Annotated in this window: 21 protein-coding genes; 9 read left to right on the top strand and 12 right to left on the bottom strand. The window is 64.6% G+C overall.

The annotated features are described in order from the left end of the window. Window positions 1-187: 187 nt before the first annotated feature. From F3H35_RS06945 to F3H35_RS06930, 4 genes are all read right to left on the bottom strand, one after another. A complete protein-coding gene (locus F3H35_RS06945) occupies window positions 188-1,750 on the bottom strand; it encodes a trimethylamine methyltransferase family protein (protein ID WP_149778902.1) in 1,563 nt (520 codons plus the stop codon). A 124-nt stretch (window positions 1,751-1,874) separates the two neighbouring features. After that, window positions 1,875-2,768: a DMT family transporter gene (locus tag F3H35_RS06940; RefSeq protein ID WP_149778901.1), complete on the bottom strand. Its 894-nt coding sequence runs from the start codon at window positions 2,766-2,768 to the stop codon at window positions 1,875-1,877. Then, window positions 2,765-3,481 (bottom strand): HAD family hydrolase, encoded by a 717-nt coding sequence (locus F3H35_RS06935; RefSeq protein WP_149778900.1) that lies wholly within the window; start codon window positions 3,479-3,481, stop codon window positions 2,765-2,767. The genes F3H35_RS06940 and F3H35_RS06935 overlap by 4 nt, the downstream gene beginning before the upstream one ends. After that, on the bottom strand, window positions 3,478-3,762 hold the full coding sequence (locus F3H35_RS06930) for a DUF3572 domain-containing protein (protein ID WP_149778899.1): 285 nt from the start codon (window positions 3,760-3,762) through the stop codon (window positions 3,478-3,480). The genes F3H35_RS06935 and F3H35_RS06930 overlap by 4 nt, the downstream gene beginning before the upstream one ends. An 86-nt stretch (window positions 3,763-3,848) precedes the next feature. On the opposite strand from F3H35_RS06930, the gene F3H35_RS06925 reads away from it, so the two are divergent. Then, window positions 3,849-5,240 (top strand): diguanylate cyclase, encoded by a 1,392-nt coding sequence (locus tag F3H35_RS06925; protein WP_149778898.1) that lies wholly within the window; start codon window positions 3,849-3,851, stop codon window positions 5,238-5,240. A gap of 28 nt (window positions 5,241-5,268) precedes the next feature. On the opposite strand, the gene F3H35_RS06920 is transcribed toward F3H35_RS06925, so the two are convergent. From F3H35_RS06920 to F3H35_RS06905, 4 genes are all read right to left on the bottom strand, one after another. Then, window positions 5,269-5,766, bottom strand: coding sequence for a periplasmic heavy metal sensor (locus tag F3H35_RS06920; RefSeq protein ID WP_149778897.1), 498 nt, complete (start codon window positions 5,764-5,766; stop codon window positions 5,269-5,271). Continuing rightward, window positions 5,766-6,131 carry a hypothetical protein gene (locus F3H35_RS06915; RefSeq protein WP_149778896.1) on the bottom strand — a complete coding sequence of 122 codons (366 nt, stop codon included), beginning with the start codon at window positions 6,129-6,131 and terminating at the stop codon, window positions 5,766-5,768. The genes F3H35_RS06920 and F3H35_RS06915 overlap by 1 nt, the downstream gene beginning before the upstream one ends. Continuing rightward, complete coding sequence (locus F3H35_RS06910) at window positions 6,124-6,702, bottom strand: RNA polymerase sigma factor (protein WP_149778895.1); 579 nt, start codon at window positions 6,700-6,702, stop codon at window positions 6,124-6,126. Before F3H35_RS06910 ends, F3H35_RS06915 begins: the two co-directional genes overlap by 8 nt. Window positions 6,703-6,800: 98 nt before the next feature. Beyond that, window positions 6,801-7,514 (bottom strand): EF-hand domain-containing protein, encoded by a 714-nt coding sequence (locus F3H35_RS06905; RefSeq protein WP_149778894.1) that lies wholly within the window; start codon window positions 7,512-7,514, stop codon window positions 6,801-6,803. On the opposite strand from F3H35_RS06905, the gene F3H35_RS06900 reads away from it, so the two are divergent. The 3 genes from F3H35_RS06900 (at window position 7,513) to F3H35_RS06890 (ending at window position 8,912) form a co-directional block, all read left to right on the top strand. After that, entirely contained in the window at window positions 7,513-7,695 is a 183-nt protein-coding gene (locus tag F3H35_RS06900) for a hypothetical protein (protein WP_149778893.1), read from the top strand. The two genes, F3H35_RS06905 and F3H35_RS06900, sit on opposite strands and share 2 nt — an antisense overlap. Window positions 7,696-7,761: 66 nt before the next feature. After that, complete coding sequence (locus tag F3H35_RS06895; RefSeq protein WP_149778892.1) at window positions 7,762-8,175, top strand: DUF983 domain-containing protein; 414 nt, start codon at window positions 7,762-7,764, stop codon at window positions 8,173-8,175. Window positions 8,176-8,204: 29 nt separating this feature from the next. Next, window positions 8,205-8,912: an NUDIX hydrolase gene (locus F3H35_RS06890; protein ID WP_149778891.1), complete on the top strand. Its 708-nt coding sequence runs from the start codon at window positions 8,205-8,207 to the stop codon at window positions 8,910-8,912. A 27-nt stretch (window positions 8,913-8,939) separates the two neighbouring features. On the opposite strand, the gene F3H35_RS06885 is transcribed toward F3H35_RS06890, so the two are convergent. Together F3H35_RS06885 and F3H35_RS06880 are read right to left on the bottom strand one after the other, a co-directional pair. Then, window positions 8,940-9,842 (bottom strand): DMT family transporter, encoded by a 903-nt coding sequence (locus tag F3H35_RS06885; protein ID WP_149778890.1) that lies wholly within the window; start codon window positions 9,840-9,842, stop codon window positions 8,940-8,942. A gap of 94 nt (window positions 9,843-9,936) precedes the next feature. Then, window positions 9,937-10,143, bottom strand: coding sequence for a DUF2061 domain-containing protein (locus F3H35_RS06880; RefSeq protein WP_149778889.1), 207 nt, complete (start codon window positions 10,141-10,143; stop codon window positions 9,937-9,939). A gap of 107 nt (window positions 10,144-10,250) precedes the next feature. Between F3H35_RS06880 and F3H35_RS06875 the strand changes: the two genes are divergently transcribed. Then, the gene (locus F3H35_RS06875; RefSeq protein ID WP_149778888.1) at window positions 10,251-11,117 is read left to right on the top strand and encodes a helix-turn-helix domain-containing protein; all 867 of its coding nucleotides are present in this window, start codon (window positions 10,251-10,253) and stop codon (window positions 11,115-11,117) included. An 18-nt stretch (window positions 11,118-11,135) separates the two neighbouring features. Here the strand turns inward: F3H35_RS06875 and F3H35_RS06870 are convergent, their stop codons facing one another. Beyond that, window positions 11,136-12,179, bottom strand: a complete 1,044-nt coding sequence (locus tag F3H35_RS06870) for an aldo/keto reductase (protein ID WP_149778887.1) — start codon at window positions 12,177-12,179, stop codon at window positions 11,136-11,138. 131 nt (window positions 12,180-12,310) lie between these two features. Between F3H35_RS06870 and F3H35_RS06865 the strand changes: the two genes are divergently transcribed. From F3H35_RS06865 to metG, 4 genes are all read left to right on the top strand, one after another. Next, entirely contained in the window at window positions 12,311-12,907 is a 597-nt protein-coding gene (locus tag F3H35_RS06865; RefSeq protein ID WP_188129900.1) for an ImuA family protein, read from the top strand. Between the two features lie 34 nt (window positions 12,908-12,941). After that, a complete protein-coding gene (locus tag F3H35_RS06860) occupies window positions 12,942-13,517 on the top strand; it encodes a YceI family protein (protein WP_007814400.1) in 576 nt (191 codons plus the stop codon). Between the two features lie 79 nt (window positions 13,518-13,596). Next, window positions 13,597-14,820 (top strand): MFS transporter, encoded by a 1,224-nt coding sequence (locus F3H35_RS06855; protein ID WP_149778886.1) that lies wholly within the window; start codon window positions 13,597-13,599, stop codon window positions 14,818-14,820. Window positions 14,821-14,908: 88 nt separating this feature from the next. Continuing rightward, window positions 14,909-16,627 carry a methionine--tRNA ligase gene (gene metG, locus F3H35_RS06850; protein ID WP_149778885.1) on the top strand — a complete coding sequence of 573 codons (1,719 nt, stop codon included), beginning with the start codon at window positions 14,909-14,911 and terminating at the stop codon, window positions 16,625-16,627. Window positions 16,628-16,678: 51 nt separating this feature from the next. On the opposite strand, the gene F3H35_RS06845 is transcribed toward metG, so the two are convergent. Then, window positions 16,679-17,425 carry a rhomboid family intramembrane serine protease gene (locus F3H35_RS06845; RefSeq protein ID WP_149778884.1) on the bottom strand — a complete coding sequence of 249 codons (747 nt, stop codon included), beginning with the start codon at window positions 17,423-17,425 and terminating at the stop codon, window positions 16,679-16,681. Window positions 17,426-17,508 lie beyond the last annotated feature (83 nt).

Below are 17,508 nucleotides of genomic sequence, written 5' to 3'. Positions count from 1 at the left end.
GTTTCCGACAGGCACGAGGATCGCGTTTGAGGATTAAAACCTCCTCAACAGATCAAATTGACGCGAAATTCTTTGGGGGTCGGACGATGGGTCAGCGACCCGGCCTCACGCCTGCGCGCACCGGATTTCACCGATACGATACCGACGTAATACCGACGTTATACCGACGCGATACCGAAGCCGTTTTTCAGAAGTCCGTGGGCGCCCCGCCCTCGGCCTTGCGCCGCTCCACGAAGGCCGCCAGTTCCTCATGGATGGCCACCTCCATCGGCGGCGGCTCGAAGCTTGCGATGATGTCGTGAAAGACCTGATGCGCTCTCTGCGCCGTCCAGGCAGCCCCCGCCGCCTCCCATGCCTCGTAGTTGCTCCAATCGCTCAGAAAGGGCTGATAGAAGGCCGTGGTATAGCGGTCCTGCGTGTGCTGGATGCCAAAGTAATGACCCTCGCAGCCCACCTCACGCACCGCCTCGAGCGCGATGTCCTCGGGGCCGGTCGCGGTCAGGGTAGGGTCCATATAGCGTTGAATATGCTGTAAAATTTCGCAATCCATCACGAATTTCTCGGGGCTGGCGATCAGCCCACCCTCCAGCCACCCGGCGGCGTGATAGACCATGTTGGCGCCCGACTGCACCGCCGACCACAGGCTGTTCGAGGTCTCCCACATGGCCTGCCCATCGGGCACATTCGCGGCACATACCCCGCTGGCCCGCATCGGCAGACCGTAGAACCGCGCCATCTGCCCGGTCATCTGCGTGGCGCGCATGTATTCCGGCGTCCCGAATGCTGGCGCTCCGGTTTTCATATCCACATTCGATGTGAAAGTCCCGATCGCACAACACGCCCCCGGCCGGATGATCTGCGCCAGCACCACCGCGCACAATCCCTCCGCCAGACTCAACGTCACCGCCCCCGACATCGTAACCGGCGCCATCGCCCCGGCCAAGGTGAACGGCGTGACCACAAGCCCCTGATTGCGCCGCGCCACCCGCATCCAGCCATCCAGCATGGGGTAGTCATGCTTGAGCGGCGAGGTGGAATTGATGTTGGTGTACATATGCGGCCGCGCCTCGAATTCGGCATCGCTCAGCCCGGCTGCGATCCGGACCATTTCCATCACGTCCTCGACCCGCTCTTTGCCCAGACAATAGGCATGGGCCACCTTGTCGGTCAGGGTCAGCTTGTCATAGAGCACATCCAGATGGCGCACGCTGGCATGGATATCCTGCGGTTCCACCGGATAGCCGCCGATGAAATGCACGCAGTTGAAATACTGGCTCAGTTTCAAAAGGTTGCGGCACATCTCACGATTGCCCGCCACCTTGCGGCCGAGAGCCAAATCCCAGTAATTCGGCGGCGACGAGACATTGCCGAACACCATGTGGCGCCCCCCGATGGCAAGCTGTCTTGCAGGATTGCGGGGCGTGATCGTCCATTCGCGCGGCGCCCTTGCGATCATCTCCATCACGAAGTCGCGGCCCATGCGCACATTCTCGTCGCGTATGGTGCAGCCTCCCGATCCGCGCAGGATGTCCAGAGCCTCGGGGTTCAGAAACTCGATCCCGATCTCTTCGAGAATCCGCATCGCGCCATCATGGATCGCGGCGATCCCGGCCTCATCCAGTGGCTCGACGGGCCGGTCGATATTGACCGGCGGCGCCCATGGCATCTGCTCGATCGCCGCGGTGCCCCGGCGCTCCGCGTTGCCTGCCCGCCCGCCCGCGCGCTGCCTGCGTCTCAAAGCTTTTGCCATCGCCGGGATTCCTTTTGCGGCTCTGGATCATGGAACCACCGCACAAGGCCTTGCGTTTGCCGCTTTGCGACTGATGCTGTCGTTTTTGGAGAATTGGCCCGCGTTGCTCAGAGGCGCGCCGGCATCAATGCACAGGCCCGCCCGGTCCGGGTCGGCGACCAGTCCATATGATATACACCGCGAGACTGCCCACCACGATCGCACCGCCGACGATCATCATGGGTGTCGGCGCCTCGCCCGTGCCCACCCAGACCCAGACCGGCCCCAGTACGGTTTCCAGCAACAAAAGCAGGCTCACATTCGATGCATGCGTATAGCGCGAGGCCAGCGACAGCGTGAAGAAAGATACCGGCAGGATGACCAGACCGGTCACGGCAATCGCCCAGACATTGCCATTGGTCATGGCCTGCGGCCCCGCCACACCTAGCGCCGTGGCCCCGGCCAGCGCGGCCCCCACCCCGATCACAAGAAGGATCGGCAATTGCGGACGACGGCGCATCACCACGAAGTTGAGTGCCAGCACCAGCGCCGTACCAAGCCCGAACAACGCCCCATAGAGCGAATTCCGGTCCAGCCCGATCTGGCCCTTGTCGCCGCTGAAAACCGCGATCCCGATCCCCGTCATCACCGCAGCGATGGTGACCCAAGTGGCCCTCCGCGTCGGCTCACCAAGGATCAACCACGCCAGGATCGCCGAAAAGATCGGCACGGTCGCCAGCCCGAACAGCACCACGGCGACCGGCGCCACCGATATGCCAAGGCCGAACAAGGTGGCGTTGAAGAACTGACACACCACGATGGTCAGGCCAAAGCCCGAGCCAAGGATCAGCAGGTCTGCGCGCCGGTCGCGGCTGAGGATCGCCCACATCACCAGCATGGCCACCCCCATCAGAAGACCGCGCCAGGCGACCATCTCGAAGCCGCCCATCTCGGACCAGCGCATGAACATCGTGTCGGGCGTCAGAACCAGCGTTCCGAACACCGCCAGCAGGATCCCGAACAGCGGGTGCCGCGTCATGCCAGCATCCAGGCCGGCAGATGCCCGATATCCGGCAGCACGGCATCCGCCAGCGGCGCCAGATCGTCATGGCCGGCAAGACCAGTCAGAACGCCCACCGTCTGCATCCCCGCCGCACGGCCCGCCAGCAGGTCATGCGTGCTGTCGCCGACCATCACCACCCGTTCGGGCAAAAGGCTGACATGGCGGGCAAAAGCCAGCAGCGGCCCCGGCGCGGGTTTCGCGCCATGTCCTGAATCGAACCCGGCAATGAAATCGAAATGTTCCTCGACCCCGGCACTGCGCAAATGGCTGCGGGCACCGTATTCGGTATCATTGGTCATCACGCCAAGGGCGATGCCCTGTGCCGCCAAACCCTCGAGAAACGCCGCCAGCGGCACCGCGGGCGCCAGCGGCGCTTCGGCGGCACTCATCATGAGCAGATATTCGATCTCCTCGATGCTGCGCTCCGGCAGGGCGCGGCCCATGCATTCGGCGGCCTCGCGATTGGTGCCCGCGATCACCGGGCTTTGCGGATTGAAGCGGCCATTCTCGAGATCGAAGTCGATTTCAAGCGCGATCCGGGCCATGGTCGCCGGCTCTCCGCCCGCCAGGTCATGGATCGTGGTCTGCGCCCAGACATTCCATGTGGCATTGAAATCGAACAGCGTGCCATCCTTGTCAAAGAGAATGCCGTCAATCTTTCTTGCGATCCCCGAGGCAATGGTCGTCATGTCCAGTTGACCTGCTGCCCGCCCGGAAGAGCCGCACGGGCCCGCATCGGCATGTCGTTCTCGATGCCCAATGCGCTGCAACATTGCACGACCCAGGCATCATCCATCAGGATGAAATCCAGAACGGATCCAAGAAACTCAACATCTTGCGCGTTTTCCCTCATGTCGGCCTCGGAAACCCCGGTGGCGCCCATGAAAACGGGCAAAAGATCTTCGTTCCCCGCAAGCCACCCCAGGCAGCGCAAGGCGACTGTTTCGGCATTATCCTGCGTCAGCGTCAAAATGATTAATTCCCGGAAAGGTTTTCTTAACCACTCACAGGGATAGTCATGGTCACGAAAAGAGCAAGTCCGAAAGGCAACCTCCGATGTCCGGCAAAATTCTCATCCTCGACGACCTTGCGACCAACAGGATCGTCCTGAAGGTCAAGCTGTCGGCCGCCTATTACGACGTGATCCAGGCGCGCACCGGGGCCGAGGCGTTGGCGCTGGCGGCGCGGGAAAACCCGGATCTGGTGATCTGCGCGCCCACCCTCAGCGATATGTCGAGCCATGGCTTTGTCCAAAGCCTCAAGGTCCGCGACGGGGTCGAGGCGGCGCCGGTCATCATGTTCCTGCATCACGACGATCATCAGGCGCGGCTTGCCGCGCTGCAATCCGGTGCCGACGAGATCCTCGTCAAACCCGTGGATGAGAGCATGCTGCTCGCACGGCTGCGCAGCCTTCTGCGCCAGCATCAGATGGCCCGTGACCTGCGCGTTCATGCCGGCACGGCATCGGCATTGGGATTCGCTGAAACCGCACCGATTTTCGACCGGATATGCCATATCGGACTTGTGGCGCATGGCCAGAAAGAGGCTGTCGCGCTGGCTGCCAAACTGGGTCAGCTCAGCCGTTGCCAGGTCAAGCCGCTCGACCCCGAAAGCGCGCTGGTACACCCGCGCGACGGCACCGTGCCGGATCTGTACCTGCTCCGGGTCTGTGTGGGCAGCCGCGATGAGAGCGTCGACCTGATCGCACGGCTCAACGCATCGCCGCACAGCCGCAAACGCCCGATCATCGCCCTGCTTTCCCCCGATGCGGCCGGCCTCACGCCGGGGCTGCTGGATATGGGAGCAGATGACGTGATCGACGAAACCTGCGACACGCGCGAATTGCAGTTGCGGCTCGACCGGCAACTGGCCCGTGCCCGCAAGGCCGAATCCATGCGCGAACAGCTCCAGACCGGGCTTGAAGCGGCGGTGATCGATCCTCTGACCGGCCTATATAACCGCCGCTATGCCCTGCCCTTCCTCGACCGGTTGATCGACGAGACCCGGCGCGACGGGCGCGGATTTGCGGTGATGGTGGCCGATCTCGATCATTTCAAGCGAATCAATGATCGTCACGGGCACGCCGCCGGGGATGCCGTGCTCAGCCAGATCGCGCGCCTGTTGAAATCCAACTTGCGCGACGAAGACATGATCGCCCGTATCGGCGGCGAAGAATTCCTGATCGTCATGCCCGATACGGGCCGCGACGAAGCGAGCCGCATGGCGCGGCGGCTCTGCGCGGCGGTCCGGCGCAGCCCCTTGCACGTGATGTCCAGCGAGGCGCCGTTGAACGTGACCATCAGCATCGGCGCCACCCTTGGCCATCCCCGGCCCGATGCGGAAACGCCACGGGTGGACACCCTTCTGGACGAGGCCGACCGCGCGCTTTATGGCTCGAAATCCGATGGGCGCAACATGGTGACCTTCAGCCGCCGCCCCGCCGCGTGATCCGCCCCAAGACATCCCCGGTAGCGCGTTACCTGTCGCGACCGCGCTGCCAACCCGCTTCGAGCCTGTCCGCAAAGGCCGCCCGCTCCTGCGGTTCCATGCCTTCCAGCCGGTCCACCAAAAGCCCCTGTCCAAGCTCCAGCCGAGCGACCAGCATCCCGCGGATACGCGCCATATGCCCCTCGATCGCCATCCGGTCGAACGGTGTCTTGCGCAGATCGGCAATCAGCGCATCGAATGCCGCGCGCTGCTCGGCGCGGCCGGGCCTGCCGTCGCGATAGGCCTCGCGCAGCTGCCGGGCGATCGCGCGCCGGTCGCGCTCGTCCAGCGCGCGGGTCATCGGCCCGCCAGCCGCGTCGATACCGGGCGCGTGATGCCTGCCATGCCCTCCCCCGCCCGAGATCAGATGGCCCGCAACCGCCCCTGCCACCAAAAGGTTCAGCGCAAGCGACACCACCAGAAGACCGCGCATCCACTTGCCCATCGGGGCTTTATCGCGTTTCGGCTGTTCTTGATCCTGCGCCATCACAGCGATCCTTCTGCAAGATCGAACCCCGCCCCCGGAGCGAGATCGACGATATAGGCGGCGTCAGGCGCCGAGAAATAGGCCTCCACCTGCTCGGGCGGACTGAACCCGATCCAGATGCCGGCCACTGTCGCAGCGGCGAGCCCTCCCATGGCGGGCCATCCGCCAAGCGCCCGGACCGCCTGAAGCAGGCGACCGCCGCGCGCCCGAGGCGCGCGGGCGCATGGGCGCTGCATGTCGGACTGAACCGTCTCGGCATCGGCCAGCACCCTTGCCAGCAGGGCGCTCGACGGCTCGAGCGGGGTCGCACGCGCTGCCTTGAAACAGGCATCGAGCGCCCGGATGTCGTCTTGGTCTTTACTCATCGGTGAACCCCAATTCCTCGCGCCGATCGATCAGATCGGCCGACAATGCCCGTTTCCCTCGCGCCAGCAGACTTTCTACCGCCTCGACGCTGATTTCCATGATCTCGGCGATCTGCGGATTGCCCAGATCCTCGATATGGCGCAGCACAATCGCCTGACGCTGCCTGTCGGGCAGCCGGTCCAGCGCCTCTTGCAGGGCTTTCGCCCGCTCGGCCCCCTGAAGAAGCGCCACCGCCCCCTTGGCCGGGTCCACCGGCTCGGCCGCGGCGTCCAGCGCGGAGGGTCGGGCCTGACGCCTGCGGTCGATGCACAGATTGGCCACGACGCGATAAAGCCAGGTGGTCACCATCGCCTCGCCCTGCCGCCAGTTCGGGGCGATCTTCCACAGCCGCAGCATGGCCTCCTGGGCCACGTCCTCGGCCTCGGCGGCATTGCCCAGCAACCTGTAGGCATGATTGAGAAGCCGTGGTGTCAGACGCAGGGTCAAGGCTTGCGCGGCGAGCCTGTCACCATTGGCGAAGAGCACCAGCAAGGCCTCGTCCGACATGTCGCTCATCGCATCCAGTGGCATATCCCCTGTCCCCGGCCTTCATGATGCGCCCCGTGGCGTGGCACGGCAACCCCGGGCCATATGCGGCCCGGGGATCCGATCCGTCGCACGGGCGCGGATCAGTCGGCCCCACCACGCTGCATGTGATCGCGCCGCTGCATGCCGGCTCCATCGCCCTGCCCGGAATAGTAATGATGATGCGTGTGGTAATGGATCTCGCTGACACCGCCACCCTGCGCATGACCCTCGTGGCTGGCGCGCATGTGATGGCCTTTCATCCCATGCTCGTCTTTGTCATGCCCGTGCCGGTAATGGCCTTCCTTATGATACCCCTGTCCGCCATGTCCCTTGCCATCACGGGCCCGGGACATCCGTTCGGCGCGCATATTGGCCATGTCCTCGAATTCTTCGGCCGAGATCGCGCCATCCCCGTCAGCGTCGTGACGGTCGAACATCCGTCCCATGCGTCCCGCCTGCATCTCTTCCATGCTGAGCAGGCCGTCTCCGTCACTGTCCTGACGGGCGATCATCTGTTCGACGCGCCGGGCCATGCGCTCCATCATGCGCGCTTGCATCCGCTCGGCCATTTCCTGCGGTGACAGCTTGCCGTCGCCATCCGCATCAGCCGCGCCAAAACGGGCCTGCGCCTGTGCCGCCATCTCGTCTCGGGTGATCCGACCGTCACCATCGGCGTCGAGCTCCTCGAAATCAAAGGCCGGACCATGCTGACCGCCTCCCATGTCGCCCTGCATGGCTTGCTGCGCGACGCCCAGACCGGCTGTCGCAATAATCAGGGCCGTTACGGCTCCGGTCATCAGATAGGTGCGTTTCATGGCAATCTTCTCCTTTGCTTTCCTATACTGCGAGACCGGCACCCTGGCCGGTTCACAAGGTCATACGGACCAGCCGCAAGGTTCCGTCGCATTGAACCCCGTCAATACTTCACGCTTGCGTGATCGCCGCCGGACCCTGCCGTTTTGCACGCCCGGCATTTGCGACATCACGACGCAATGACCACCTGACATCTTCATATCCTTTGGTGAATGGCCCATTGTCGGACCCTGACCGGAAAGGACGATCATGGCCAACGCGCAGCACCACGAGCACGAGCACGACCTTGAGCAAGAGGGCGAGCGGCAATTATGGCCGGCGCTGCGCAAGGGATTTCGGCGCAAATGCCCCAATTGCGGCAGTGGCCCGATGCTCAAAAGCTATCTCAAGGTGCGCGATACCTGCACGGTCTGCCGCGAGGATCTCAGCCACCACCGCGCCGATGACGGCCCGGCCTATCTGACGATCCTGATCGTCGGTCACCTCATGGCGCCGCTGCTGCACATCGCATTCGTCGCATGGCGGCCCGAACCCCTGGTGCTGTTCACCATTTTCGCGGTTGGATGCGTGACCCTCTCGCTGTATCTTCTGCCGCGACTGAAGGGGATGATCGTGGCCTTTCAATGGGCGCGACAGATGCACGGGTTCGGAAACCCGGCCTGAACCCCCCTTTCGGCGACGAAAGGGCTGACATGACCACGCCAGACAAAACCGCCATCCGGAATGCGTCCACGGTGATCGCGCTGCGGGATCGCCGGAACGACCCGCATGTCCTGATGGGCCAGCGCGGCGCGACCGCGGCTTTCATGCCCAACAAGTTCGTCTTTCCGGGCGGCGCAGTGGATGAAGCGGATGCTTCGGTGCCGCTGGCCCGCCCCCTGCCCGGCCTGTGCGCCCAACGCCTGACCGAGGAGTCTCCGCGCGATCTGGCCCATGCGCTGGCCGCGGCCGCCATCCGCGAATTATGGGAAGAAACCGGCCTCATGCTGGGTCGTCCCGGCGATTGGCCCTCGCCTGCCGTTCCCGCCGACTGGACGAGCTTTGCGGATCGTGGCCTTCTGCCAAGCGCCGAGGCGCTGCAATTCGTGTTTCGCGCCATCACGCCTCCGGGACGCCCGCGCCGCTTCGATGCGCGGTTCTTTCTGGTGGATGCCGATGCGATCGCCGGTGATCTGGATGATTTTTCGGCCGCCTGCGACGAGCTTTCGCATCTGCAATGGGTGCCGCTGGCGCGGGTACGGGATTTCGACCTGCCCTTCATCACCGAAGTCGTGCTGGCCGAGATCGCCGCCCGCGTGGAGGATGCCAAGCCGCCCGCATCCGTGCCGTTCTTCCGCAATGACGACGAGGAAAGCCTGTTTCTGCGCCTTCAGGGCAAAAGCCCCATGGCGCGGACCTGACCGGCCTGACCTGACGTGCCGCAGATCTCAGCCCAGCAATACAAGCGCCAGAATGCTGCCGGTCAGCAGGGTGATGCCGACCGCTTCGCGCAGCGTCAGTTTCTCGCGAAAGACCAGCCACGAGACGAGCAGCGAAAAGATCACCTCGATCTGTCCCACCGCAAAGACCAGCGCGGCATTCTGCAAGGTGAAGGCCGTGAACCAGCACAGGCTCCCGCCCATGCTGGTCACTCCCATCCACAACGCGACCCGCCGCGCGCCCCAGACGGCGCGCACCTGCCCCGCCTCGCGCCACGCAAGCCACGCGCCAAGCCCGATGGTCTGCGACACCGTCACAACCGCCAGCGTGACGCCCGCGCGCAATAGCGGATCGTCGCTGGCCACCTCCAGCGTGGCGCCGCGATAGGCCACCGCCGAGATGGCAAAGAACGCACCCGACGCGATCCCAAGCCCCACCGCCCGGTTCATCATCCGCCGCAGGCTCAGCCCCGGCAGGCCCGCATTGTCCGACAGCACAAGCACCCCGACCAACCCCAGGATGATCGCCGCCAGCGCCAGCCCGCTGATCCTGTCTCCCAGCACCAGCAGACCGACCAGCGCGGTCTGTATCACCTCGGTCTTCTTGAACGTGATGCCCACCGCGAAATTCCGCGCCGCGAACAAGGCCACGACGCACCACGTCGCCAGAACCTGCATCAGCGCCCCGATCAGCGCATAGGCCCAGAAGCCCCCGCCCCGCGCAGGCAATGCCGCACCGCTCCACACAAGGTATCCCGCCAGCCCCAGCACCACCAGAGGCGCCGAATAGGCAAAGCGTGCGAATGTGGCGCCGCCCGCCGACAGCGTGCCGATACTGAGTTGTTTTTGCAGCATGAACCGCAACGTCTGAAACGCCGCGGCCGCCACGGAAAGGATGATCCATGCGTCCATGGCGCACAGCTATGACCTGCTTTCACGCCATGGACCAGAGGGGATTTGATCCGTCGCCGTCCCGGCGGCATCGGGTGCAGCATCCGCGACGGCCTCAGCCCCGCATTCGCCCCCAATCGATCCGCGACCAGACCCGCTCATAGGCGACATACATGCTCAGACCGATCGCGGTATTGACCACCGCCATGGCGCCACCGATCGTGGCCGATCCGGTCATCGCCAGCCCCACAAGGGACATCACAAGAAGCCCGATCAAGTTCCAGACAATCGCCTTCACAAGCGTGCGCCGCCGCGTCTCCATGTGCCATCTCCGATGCTGTTCCTGCCCTCAGAGCTACGCGCCATCGCGCCGGTGGACCATTCCGCACTTGGTTAACATTTCTCTGCATATGTGATATTATTCATCATATGCCGGAAAAAACCGACAAACGCCTTCGGGCCGATCTCTTTCGTCTGCGCCTGACCGCGGCGCTGAACGAGCGGGGCAGCAATCAAAGCGCGCTGGCCCGGGCGGTCGGGGTGGATCGTTCGACGATTTCGCAACTGCTCAAGGGACAAGGCGCGCGGCTGCCCAATGCGCAGGTGGTCGGCGAATGTGCCCGTGCGCTCGGCGTGTCGGCGGACTGGCTTCTCGGCCTCACCGACCGCCCCGAAACCGCGGCCGACATTCTGGCCACCTCGATGTCACTCACCGAAGCCCCCCGTGCGCTGGTGGATGAGCAGATCTTCCAGTGGCACAAGGAAGCCGCGGGCTACAAGATCCGCCATGTGCCGGCGGGGCTGTCGGACATGCTCAAGACCCGCGAGATGCTGGAATGGGAATACACGCCCCATCTGGGCCGCAGCACCCAACAGGCGATCGGCGCCTCCGAGGACCGGCTCGAGTGGATGCGCGGCACCCAATCGGATTACGAGATCGCGATGCCGCTCTCGGAAATCCGCAGCCTCGTGCGCGGCGAGGGCTATTACACCGGATTGCCCCGCGACGTCCGCGAAGCACAGATCGACCGCCTGCTCGAGGTCACGCAGCAGCTTTATCCACGTCTGCGCGTCTATCTCTATGATGCGCGCCGGCTCTATTCCGCTCCGATCACCATCTTCGGCCCGCTTCTGACCGTGATCTATATCGGCCAGAACTACATGGCATTCCGCGATACCGAACGGGTGCAGGCCCTGACCCGGCATTTCGACCATCTGGTGCGCGAGGCCCATGTCACCGCCCGGCAATTGCCCGATCACCTGCGCGCCCTGCGCAAGGAGCTGTCCGAGGACTGACGCGGGCCGTGCTCCGCCTCAGAATGGCATGGGATGGGCGCGATGCGCGGTGTCGATCTCGCTCAGGACCTCGTCCGACAACACCAGATCGACACTGTTCAGCGCGGTGTCCAACTGCTCCAGTGTGGTCGCCCCGAAGATGGCCGAGCACATGAAAGGCCGCGTCAGGCACCAGGCCAGCGCCATCTCCACCGGGTGCAGCCCATGCCGTCCGGCGATCTGCAGATAGGCGTCCACCGCGTCGAACACCCGGTCGGTCACACGCCCGCCAAGCGTGCTGTTCAGCGCCATGCGCGACGTGCCGGGCACGACGCCACCCTGATACTTGCCGCTCAGCAGCCCCGCCGCCAGCGGCGAAAACGCCAGCAGTCCCACATCCTCGTTGACGCTCAGTTCCGCCAGATCGGTGTCATAGAGCCGACAGAGCAGCGAATATTCGTTCTGGATCGAGGCCACCCTTGGCCAGCCCCGCGCCTCGGCGATCCGCAGCCATTGCGCCGTGCCCCAGGCGCTTTCGTTGCTCAACCCGAAATGCCCGATATTGCCCTTGTCGACCTGCTTTTGCAGCGCCTCGAGCGTGTCCTCCATATGCGCGATGGTCTCGGTTCGGCTCTGGCCCGACGGATCGAAACTCCAGTTCTTGCGAAACATGTAGCTACCGCGGTTGGGCCAATGCAGCTGATACAGGTCGATATGATCGGTCTGCAGCCGCCGCAGCGATCCTTCGACCGTTTCGGGGATCGTGGCCGAGCTGATCGGCGCCCCGTTGCGCGCGTGCATGAACCCCTCGCCGGAATGCTTGGTGGCCAGGATCACCTCGTCGCGCCGCCCGGTCTTGGCGAACCACTGACCGATGATCTCTTCGGTGCGGCCGGTGGTTTCCTTCAGCGTCGGGTTGACCGGATACATCTCGGCGGTGTCGATGAAGTTGACGCCCCTTTCCAACGCCCTGTCGATCTGGGCATGGCCCTCTTCCGGGGTGTTCTGGCTGCCCCATGTCATCGAGCCAAGGCACAGCGCGCTCACCTCAAGCCCTGTGCGGCCAAGCGGGACCCTCTTCATCCGTCATTCCTTCCGTATCGTCGCATCATGCTTTTCCCGGCGCAGCTTACGCTTTTTCCGCCTGTGGTCACCCCCCTCTCCCCCGCATTGCGCGCTTGAGAACATTTGGTGAACATGCTATCGCTCACCGCATGACAGCCCACTTGCTCGATCGCCGCCACCATGCCGCCCGCCCCGCCCTGCCGGTGCTGGGCGACATGGCGCTGCCCCTGGCACGGCTGCACGAAGCCTGCGGTCCGGCGCGGCACACATTGGCGATGCTGGTGGCGGCGGCGACGCGCGGGCCGGTCTTCTGGATCACACCGGCCTGGCTGGGGGATCGGCTTAACCCCGACGGGATGGCCGCCTTCGTCGATCCCGGACGCTTCACCTTCCTGACCCCCACCCGCCCCGAGGATCTGCTCTGGACCCTGGAAGAGGTGCTGCGCAGCGGCACCGTGCCCCTGGCCGTGGCGGACCTGCCCGACGCGCCCTCCATGACCCCGGTGCGCCGGCTGCATCTGGCTGCCGAAACCGGCGCGCAGACCGGCCCGCACACCCCCCTCGGACTGATCCTGACACCCGGCGATGGCGGGGCGGCGGGGGTGGAAACCCGCTGGCACATGGCGCCCGCACATGAGACGGCACGCCATGGCTGGACCCTGTCACGCCTGCGCGCGCGCACCGCCCCACAGGCCACGTGGCAGCTCAACGGCGCGCCCGGTCGGTGGCGCATGACGCGAATGTGAGACGCGCCGCCCGAAAACGCGCTAGAGTTCATTCATGAACCGACGTTCCGCGATCCTCGGGCCTCTCGCCCTTTGCGCCCTTGCCCTCCCCGGCGCGGGCCACTCGGCACAGCAACGCTACCGGCTGGATGCCGCACGCTCGACCGTGGCATTCACCTACAGGATCGGCGACGCCGCCAACAGCGGGCAGATGCCCGTCAAATCCGCCGACATGCGGCTGGATCTCGACAATGTCCCCGCCAGCCGTGTCGATGTGGTCCTCGACGCAGCACAGGCGCGCGCGGGGTTCTTTCTGGCCACCCAGGCCCTGCGCGATGCCAACGTTCTGGACACCGTCACCCATCCCGAGATCCGCTTCCGCTCGACCCGGATCACGGGCGACCTGTCGGGGGCCACGATCACCGGCGACCTCACCGTGCGCGGCATCACCCGCGCGGTCACGCTCGATGCCGGCCTTTACCGTCAGCGCGGCACGCAGCCGGGCGACCGTGACAACCTGACCGTGCTGCTGACCGGCAGCGTCAGCCGCTCGGCCTTCGGGGCCACAGGCTATGCCGGGCTTGTGGGCGATCTGATCGGCATCCGCATCGTCGCACGGATCACAAAATAACCGCACCGCGCGGAAAACGACGCGTTTTTGTCGAAAAACCGCAGGCATGCCGCAGCCAGACTGACAGTCTGGCCGGAACATGCGCCTTCTCATTTCCTTCGCCGCCCTTTTCCTGTCGGTCATCCTTCTGCAACTCTCGACGGGGGGCGTGGCGCCGCTTGATGCGATCTCGGGGCTGGCGCTGGATTTCACCACCGCCCAGATCGGCTTTCTCGGCTCGGCGCATTTCATGGGCTTCTTCATCGGCTGCTGGTGGGCGCCGCGCCTGATGGGCAGCGTCGGCCATTCGCGCGCCTTCGCCGCCTTTACCGCCACCGGCGCCATCGGACTGCTCATGCATATGATGGTGGTGGACCCCTATGCCTGGGCGGTGATGCGGGTGGCGTCAGGGCTTTGCGTGGCGGGCTGCTACACGGTGATCGAGGCATGGCTTCAGGCCAAGGTCACCAACGAGACCCGAGGCCGCACGATGGGCGTCTACCGGGTGGCCGACATGGGCGCGTCCCTTGTGGCGCAAATGATGATCTCGGTGCTCGAACCGGCCTCCTATGTCTCGTACAATCTTCTGGCGATCCTGTGCTGCGCCTCGCTTCTGCCGCTCACCATCACCCGCGTCAGCCAGCCCGAGACCCCCGCCGCCCCGCGCCTGCGCCCCGGCCTTGCCGTGCGATGCTCGCCGCTGGCGGCCATGGGCGTCATCGTGGCGGCCCTGTCCAGTGCGACCTTCCGCATGGTCGGACCGGTCTATGGCCAGCAGGTCGGCCTTGTCGTGGACCAGATCGCGTGGTTCCTCGCCGCCTTCGTTCTGGGCGGCGCGCTCGCGCAATACCCGGTGGGCTGGCTGGCCGACAGGTTTGACCGCCGTTGGGTCATGCTCTGGCTCTCGGTGGCCGCGATCATCAGCTGCGTGACGACGGCCCTCGCCCATGACCTGAGCTCGACGGGGGTGCTGCTCACCGCCTTCTTCTTTGGCCTGACGACCTTTCCGATCTATTCGGTCGCCGCCGCCCATGCCCATGATTACGCCGACAGTTCCGAACGGGTGGAGCTTTCGGCCGCACTGATGTTCTTCTACGCCATCGGCGCGATCGCCGCCCCGCTTCTGGCCTCGGCGCTGATCGACCGCTACGGGCCTGCAGCGATGTTCTGGATGATCGCGCTCGGGCATGTGGCCCTGATCGGCTTCGGGCTGATCCGGATGTGCGCGCGCCCTTCGGGGCGGCCCCGCACCTCGTATATCTGGACACCGCGCACCAGCTTCCTGATCGGCCGCCTCACGGGCCGCACCCGCGAGCCTGACTGACGCAGCCTTGCCCGCAACGGTCGCTGGCATACCCCGGCGACCTGCGTTAAACGAGGCGCGAGACAACTTTCAAAGGGCATCCGACACCATGGCACGGCACCTGATCACCTCGGCGATCCCCTATATCAACGGGATCAAGCACCTGGGAAACCTTGTCGGCTCCCAGCTTCCCGCCGATCTTTATGCCCGCTATCAGCGCGCCCGCGGCCATGAGGTGATGTTCCTGTGCGCCACCGACGAGCACGGCACTCCCGCCGAACTTGCCGCCGCCAAGACCGGCGAGCCGGTGGCCGAATACTGCGCCCGCATGCACAAGGTGCAATCCGATCTGGCCGAAGGCTTCCGCCTCAGTTTCGATCATTTCGGCCGCTCCTCCAGCCCGCAGAATCACCGCCTGACCCAGCATTTCGCGGGCCGCCTCCACGCTGCCGGCCTGATCGAGGAAGTCACCGAAAAACAGGTCTATTCCAAGGCCGATGGCCGCTTCCTGCCCGACCGCTACATCGAAGGCACCTGCCCCAATTGCGGCTATGACAAGGCCCGTGGCGATCAGTGCGAGAACTGCACCAAACAGCTCGATCCCACCGATCTGATCGACCCGCGCAGCGCGATTTCCGGCTCCACCGATCTCGAGGTGCGCGAGACCACGCATCTCTATCTGCGCCAGTCCCTGATGCGCGATCAACTCAGCGACTGGATCGACTCCAAGACCGACTGGCCGATCCTGACCACCTCGATCGCCCGCAAATGGCTCAACGATGGCGACGGGCTGCAGGATCGCGGGATCACCCGCGATCTCGACTGGGGCATTCCCGTCAAGCGCGGCGACGAAGACTGGCCCGGCATGGACGGCAAGGTGTTCTATGTCTGGTTCGACGCCCCCATCGAATATATCGCCTGCGCCGCCGAATGGGCCGAGGCGCATTCGCTCGACGACAGTGCATGGGAACGCTGGTGGCGCACCGAACGCGGCGCCGACGATGTGCGCTACACCCAGTTCATGGGCAAGGACAACGTGCCCTTCCACACCCTCAGCTTTCCCGCCACGATCCTCGGCTCCGGCGAGGACTGGAAGCTGGTGGATTACATCAAGTCCTTCAACTACCTGAACTATGACGGCGGCCAGTTCAGCACCAGCCAGGGCCGCGGCGTGTTCATGGATCAGGCGCTCGAGATCCTGCCCGCCGATTACTGGCGCTGGTGGCTGCTCAGCCATGCGCCCGAAAGCTCGGATTCCGAATTCACCTGGGAGAATTTCCAGCAATCGGTCAACAAGGACCTGGCCGATGTTCTGGGCAATTTCGTCAGCCGCGTGACCAAGTTCTGCCGCTCGAAATTCGGCGAAGCCGTGCCCGACGGCGGCGAGATGCGCGCCCGCGAACGCGCGCTGATCGACGATCTGGGCGACCGCATCCGCACCTATCAGGCCCATATGGACGCGATCGAGGTCCGCAAGGCCTCGCAGGAATTGCGCGCGATCTGGGTGGCTGGTAACGAATACCTGCAAGAGGCAGCCCCGTGGTCCACCTACAAGGAAGACCCCGAACAGGCCGCAGCACAAATCCGTCTCGCGCTCAACCTGATCCGGCTTTATGCCGTGCTCTCGGCACCCTTCATTCCCGATGCCTCCGAGACGATGCTGACCGCCATGCACACCGCCGACACCGACTGGCCCGATGACGTGGCGCAGGCTCTGGCGCATCTGGAACCGGGCCATGCCTTCAGCGTGCCCGAGGTTCTGTTCACCAAGATCACCGACGAGCAGCGCGAGGATTGGGAAACCCGGTTCTCCGGCACCCGCACCTGACCCGCACAAGACCACAAGGCCGGGGATCACCCCTCCCCGGCTTTTGCACCCTTACCGGCGACGCCTGACGCGGGGAATATCCGTCCTGCGATAGGTATATGTGGCCTCGGGATGCGGCGGATGCCCATCGGTGCTCCGCCAGAAGCGCGGCCCGCCGCGCCGCAGGAACAGCGGCACGGTCAGCGCCATCCCCACCAGAAAGCCGCCCGCATGCGCCCAATAGGCCACGCCGCCCGCCATCGGATCGGCCCCTATGCTGCTGAACAATTGCAGGCCGAACCACAGGCACAGCATGATCCAGGCCGGCACTGGTATGATCCTGATAATGAAGACGAAAAACAAAAGCACATCCACCCGCGCCTTGGGAAACATCAACAGATAGCCCCCCATCACGCCCGCAATGGCCCCCGATGCGCCCACCGTCGGCACCGGGCTATAGGGCGCCGAGATCATATGCGCCGCCGCCGCCCCGATCCCCGACGCGAGATAAAAGGCGAGATATCCCAGATGCCCCATCTCGTCTTCGAGATTGTCGCCGAAAATCCACAGGAACAGCATGTTGCCCGCAAGATGCATCCATCCGCCATGCAGGAACATCGACGTGGCCATCGTTGACCATGTCCCCTGTTCACTGACCAGCGCGGGCACCAGCGCCCATTCGTAGAAAAACAGGTTCAACTCCCGCGGATCCGCGAAAAGCGGCCAATAGCTCAGGAACACCACCACGTTGATCGCGATCAACGCGTAGGTGACAAAGGGCGTATGGCGCGATGGGTTGTGATCACGGATCGGGAACATGCCAGATAGTTGGCGCGCGCCCGGCCTCAGGTCAAGCGCACAGCCTTGTTACCAGACCGAATGCCGCAAAAACACGTCCACGC

It is taken from the genome of Roseovarius litoreus (assembly GCF_900142765.1).
GTDB lineage: Bacteria > Pseudomonadota > Alphaproteobacteria > Rhodobacterales > Rhodobacteraceae > Roseovarius > Roseovarius litoreus.
This window is presented reverse-complemented; position numbering and strand designations above follow the sequence as displayed.

What these genes read in the sequence shown, in the direction of transcription:
- F3H35_RS06945 (WP_149778902.1), bottom strand. Translation starts at nt 1,750, where the DNA reads ATGGCAAAAGCTTTGAGACGCAGGCAGCGCGCGGGCGGGCGGGCAGGC.
- F3H35_RS06940 (WP_149778901.1), bottom strand. Translation starts at nt 2,768, where the DNA reads ATGACGCGGCACCCGCTGTTCGGGATCCTGCTGGCGGTGTTCGGAACG.
- F3H35_RS06935 (WP_149778900.1), bottom strand. Translation starts at nt 3,481, where the DNA reads ATGACGACCATTGCCTCGGGGATCGCAAGAAAGATTGACGGCATTCTC.
- F3H35_RS06925 (WP_149778898.1), top strand. Translation starts at nt 3,849, where the DNA reads ATGTCCGGCAAAATTCTCATCCTCGACGACCTTGCGACCAACAGGATC.
- F3H35_RS06920 (WP_149778897.1), bottom strand. Translation starts at nt 5,766, where the DNA reads ATGGCGCAGGATCAAGAACAGCCGAAACGCGATAAAGCCCCGATGGGC.
- F3H35_RS06915 (WP_149778896.1), bottom strand. Translation starts at nt 6,131, where the DNA reads ATGAGTAAAGACCAAGACGACATCCGGGCGCTCGATGCCTGTTTCAAG.
- F3H35_RS06910 (WP_149778895.1), bottom strand. Translation starts at nt 6,702, where the DNA reads ATGCCACTGGATGCGATGAGCGACATGTCGGACGAGGCCTTGCTGGTG.
- F3H35_RS06900 (WP_149778893.1), top strand. Translation starts at nt 7,513, where the DNA reads ATGGCAATCTTCTCCTTTGCTTTCCTATACTGCGAGACCGGCACCCTG.
- F3H35_RS06905 (WP_149778894.1), bottom strand. Translation starts at nt 7,514, where the DNA reads ATGAAACGCACCTATCTGATGACCGGAGCCGTAACGGCCCTGATTATT.
- F3H35_RS06895 (WP_149778892.1), top strand. Translation starts at nt 7,762, where the DNA reads ATGGCCAACGCGCAGCACCACGAGCACGAGCACGACCTTGAGCAAGAG.
- F3H35_RS06890 (WP_149778891.1), top strand. Translation starts at nt 8,205, where the DNA reads ATGACCACGCCAGACAAAACCGCCATCCGGAATGCGTCCACGGTGATC.
- F3H35_RS06885 (WP_149778890.1), bottom strand. Translation starts at nt 9,842, where the DNA reads ATGGACGCATGGATCATCCTTTCCGTGGCGGCCGCGGCGTTTCAGACG.
- F3H35_RS06880 (WP_149778889.1), bottom strand. Translation starts at nt 10,143, where the DNA reads ATGGAGACGCGGCGGCGCACGCTTGTGAAGGCGATTGTCTGGAACTTG.
- F3H35_RS06875 (WP_149778888.1), top strand. Translation starts at nt 10,251, where the DNA reads ATGCCGGAAAAAACCGACAAACGCCTTCGGGCCGATCTCTTTCGTCTG.
- F3H35_RS06870 (WP_149778887.1), bottom strand. Translation starts at nt 12,179, where the DNA reads ATGAAGAGGGTCCCGCTTGGCCGCACAGGGCTTGAGGTGAGCGCGCTG.
- F3H35_RS06865 (WP_188129900.1), top strand. Translation starts at nt 12,311, where the DNA reads ATGACAGCCCACTTGCTCGATCGCCGCCACCATGCCGCCCGCCCCGCC.
- F3H35_RS06860 (WP_007814400.1), top strand. Translation starts at nt 12,942, where the DNA reads ATGAACCGACGTTCCGCGATCCTCGGGCCTCTCGCCCTTTGCGCCCTT.
- F3H35_RS06855 (WP_149778886.1), top strand. Translation starts at nt 13,597, where the DNA reads ATGCGCCTTCTCATTTCCTTCGCCGCCCTTTTCCTGTCGGTCATCCTT.
- metG (WP_149778885.1), top strand. Translation starts at nt 14,909, where the DNA reads ATGGCACGGCACCTGATCACCTCGGCGATCCCCTATATCAACGGGATC.
- F3H35_RS06845 (WP_149778884.1), bottom strand. Translation starts at nt 17,425, where the DNA reads ATGTTCCCGATCCGTGATCACAACCCATCGCGCCATACGCCCTTTGTC.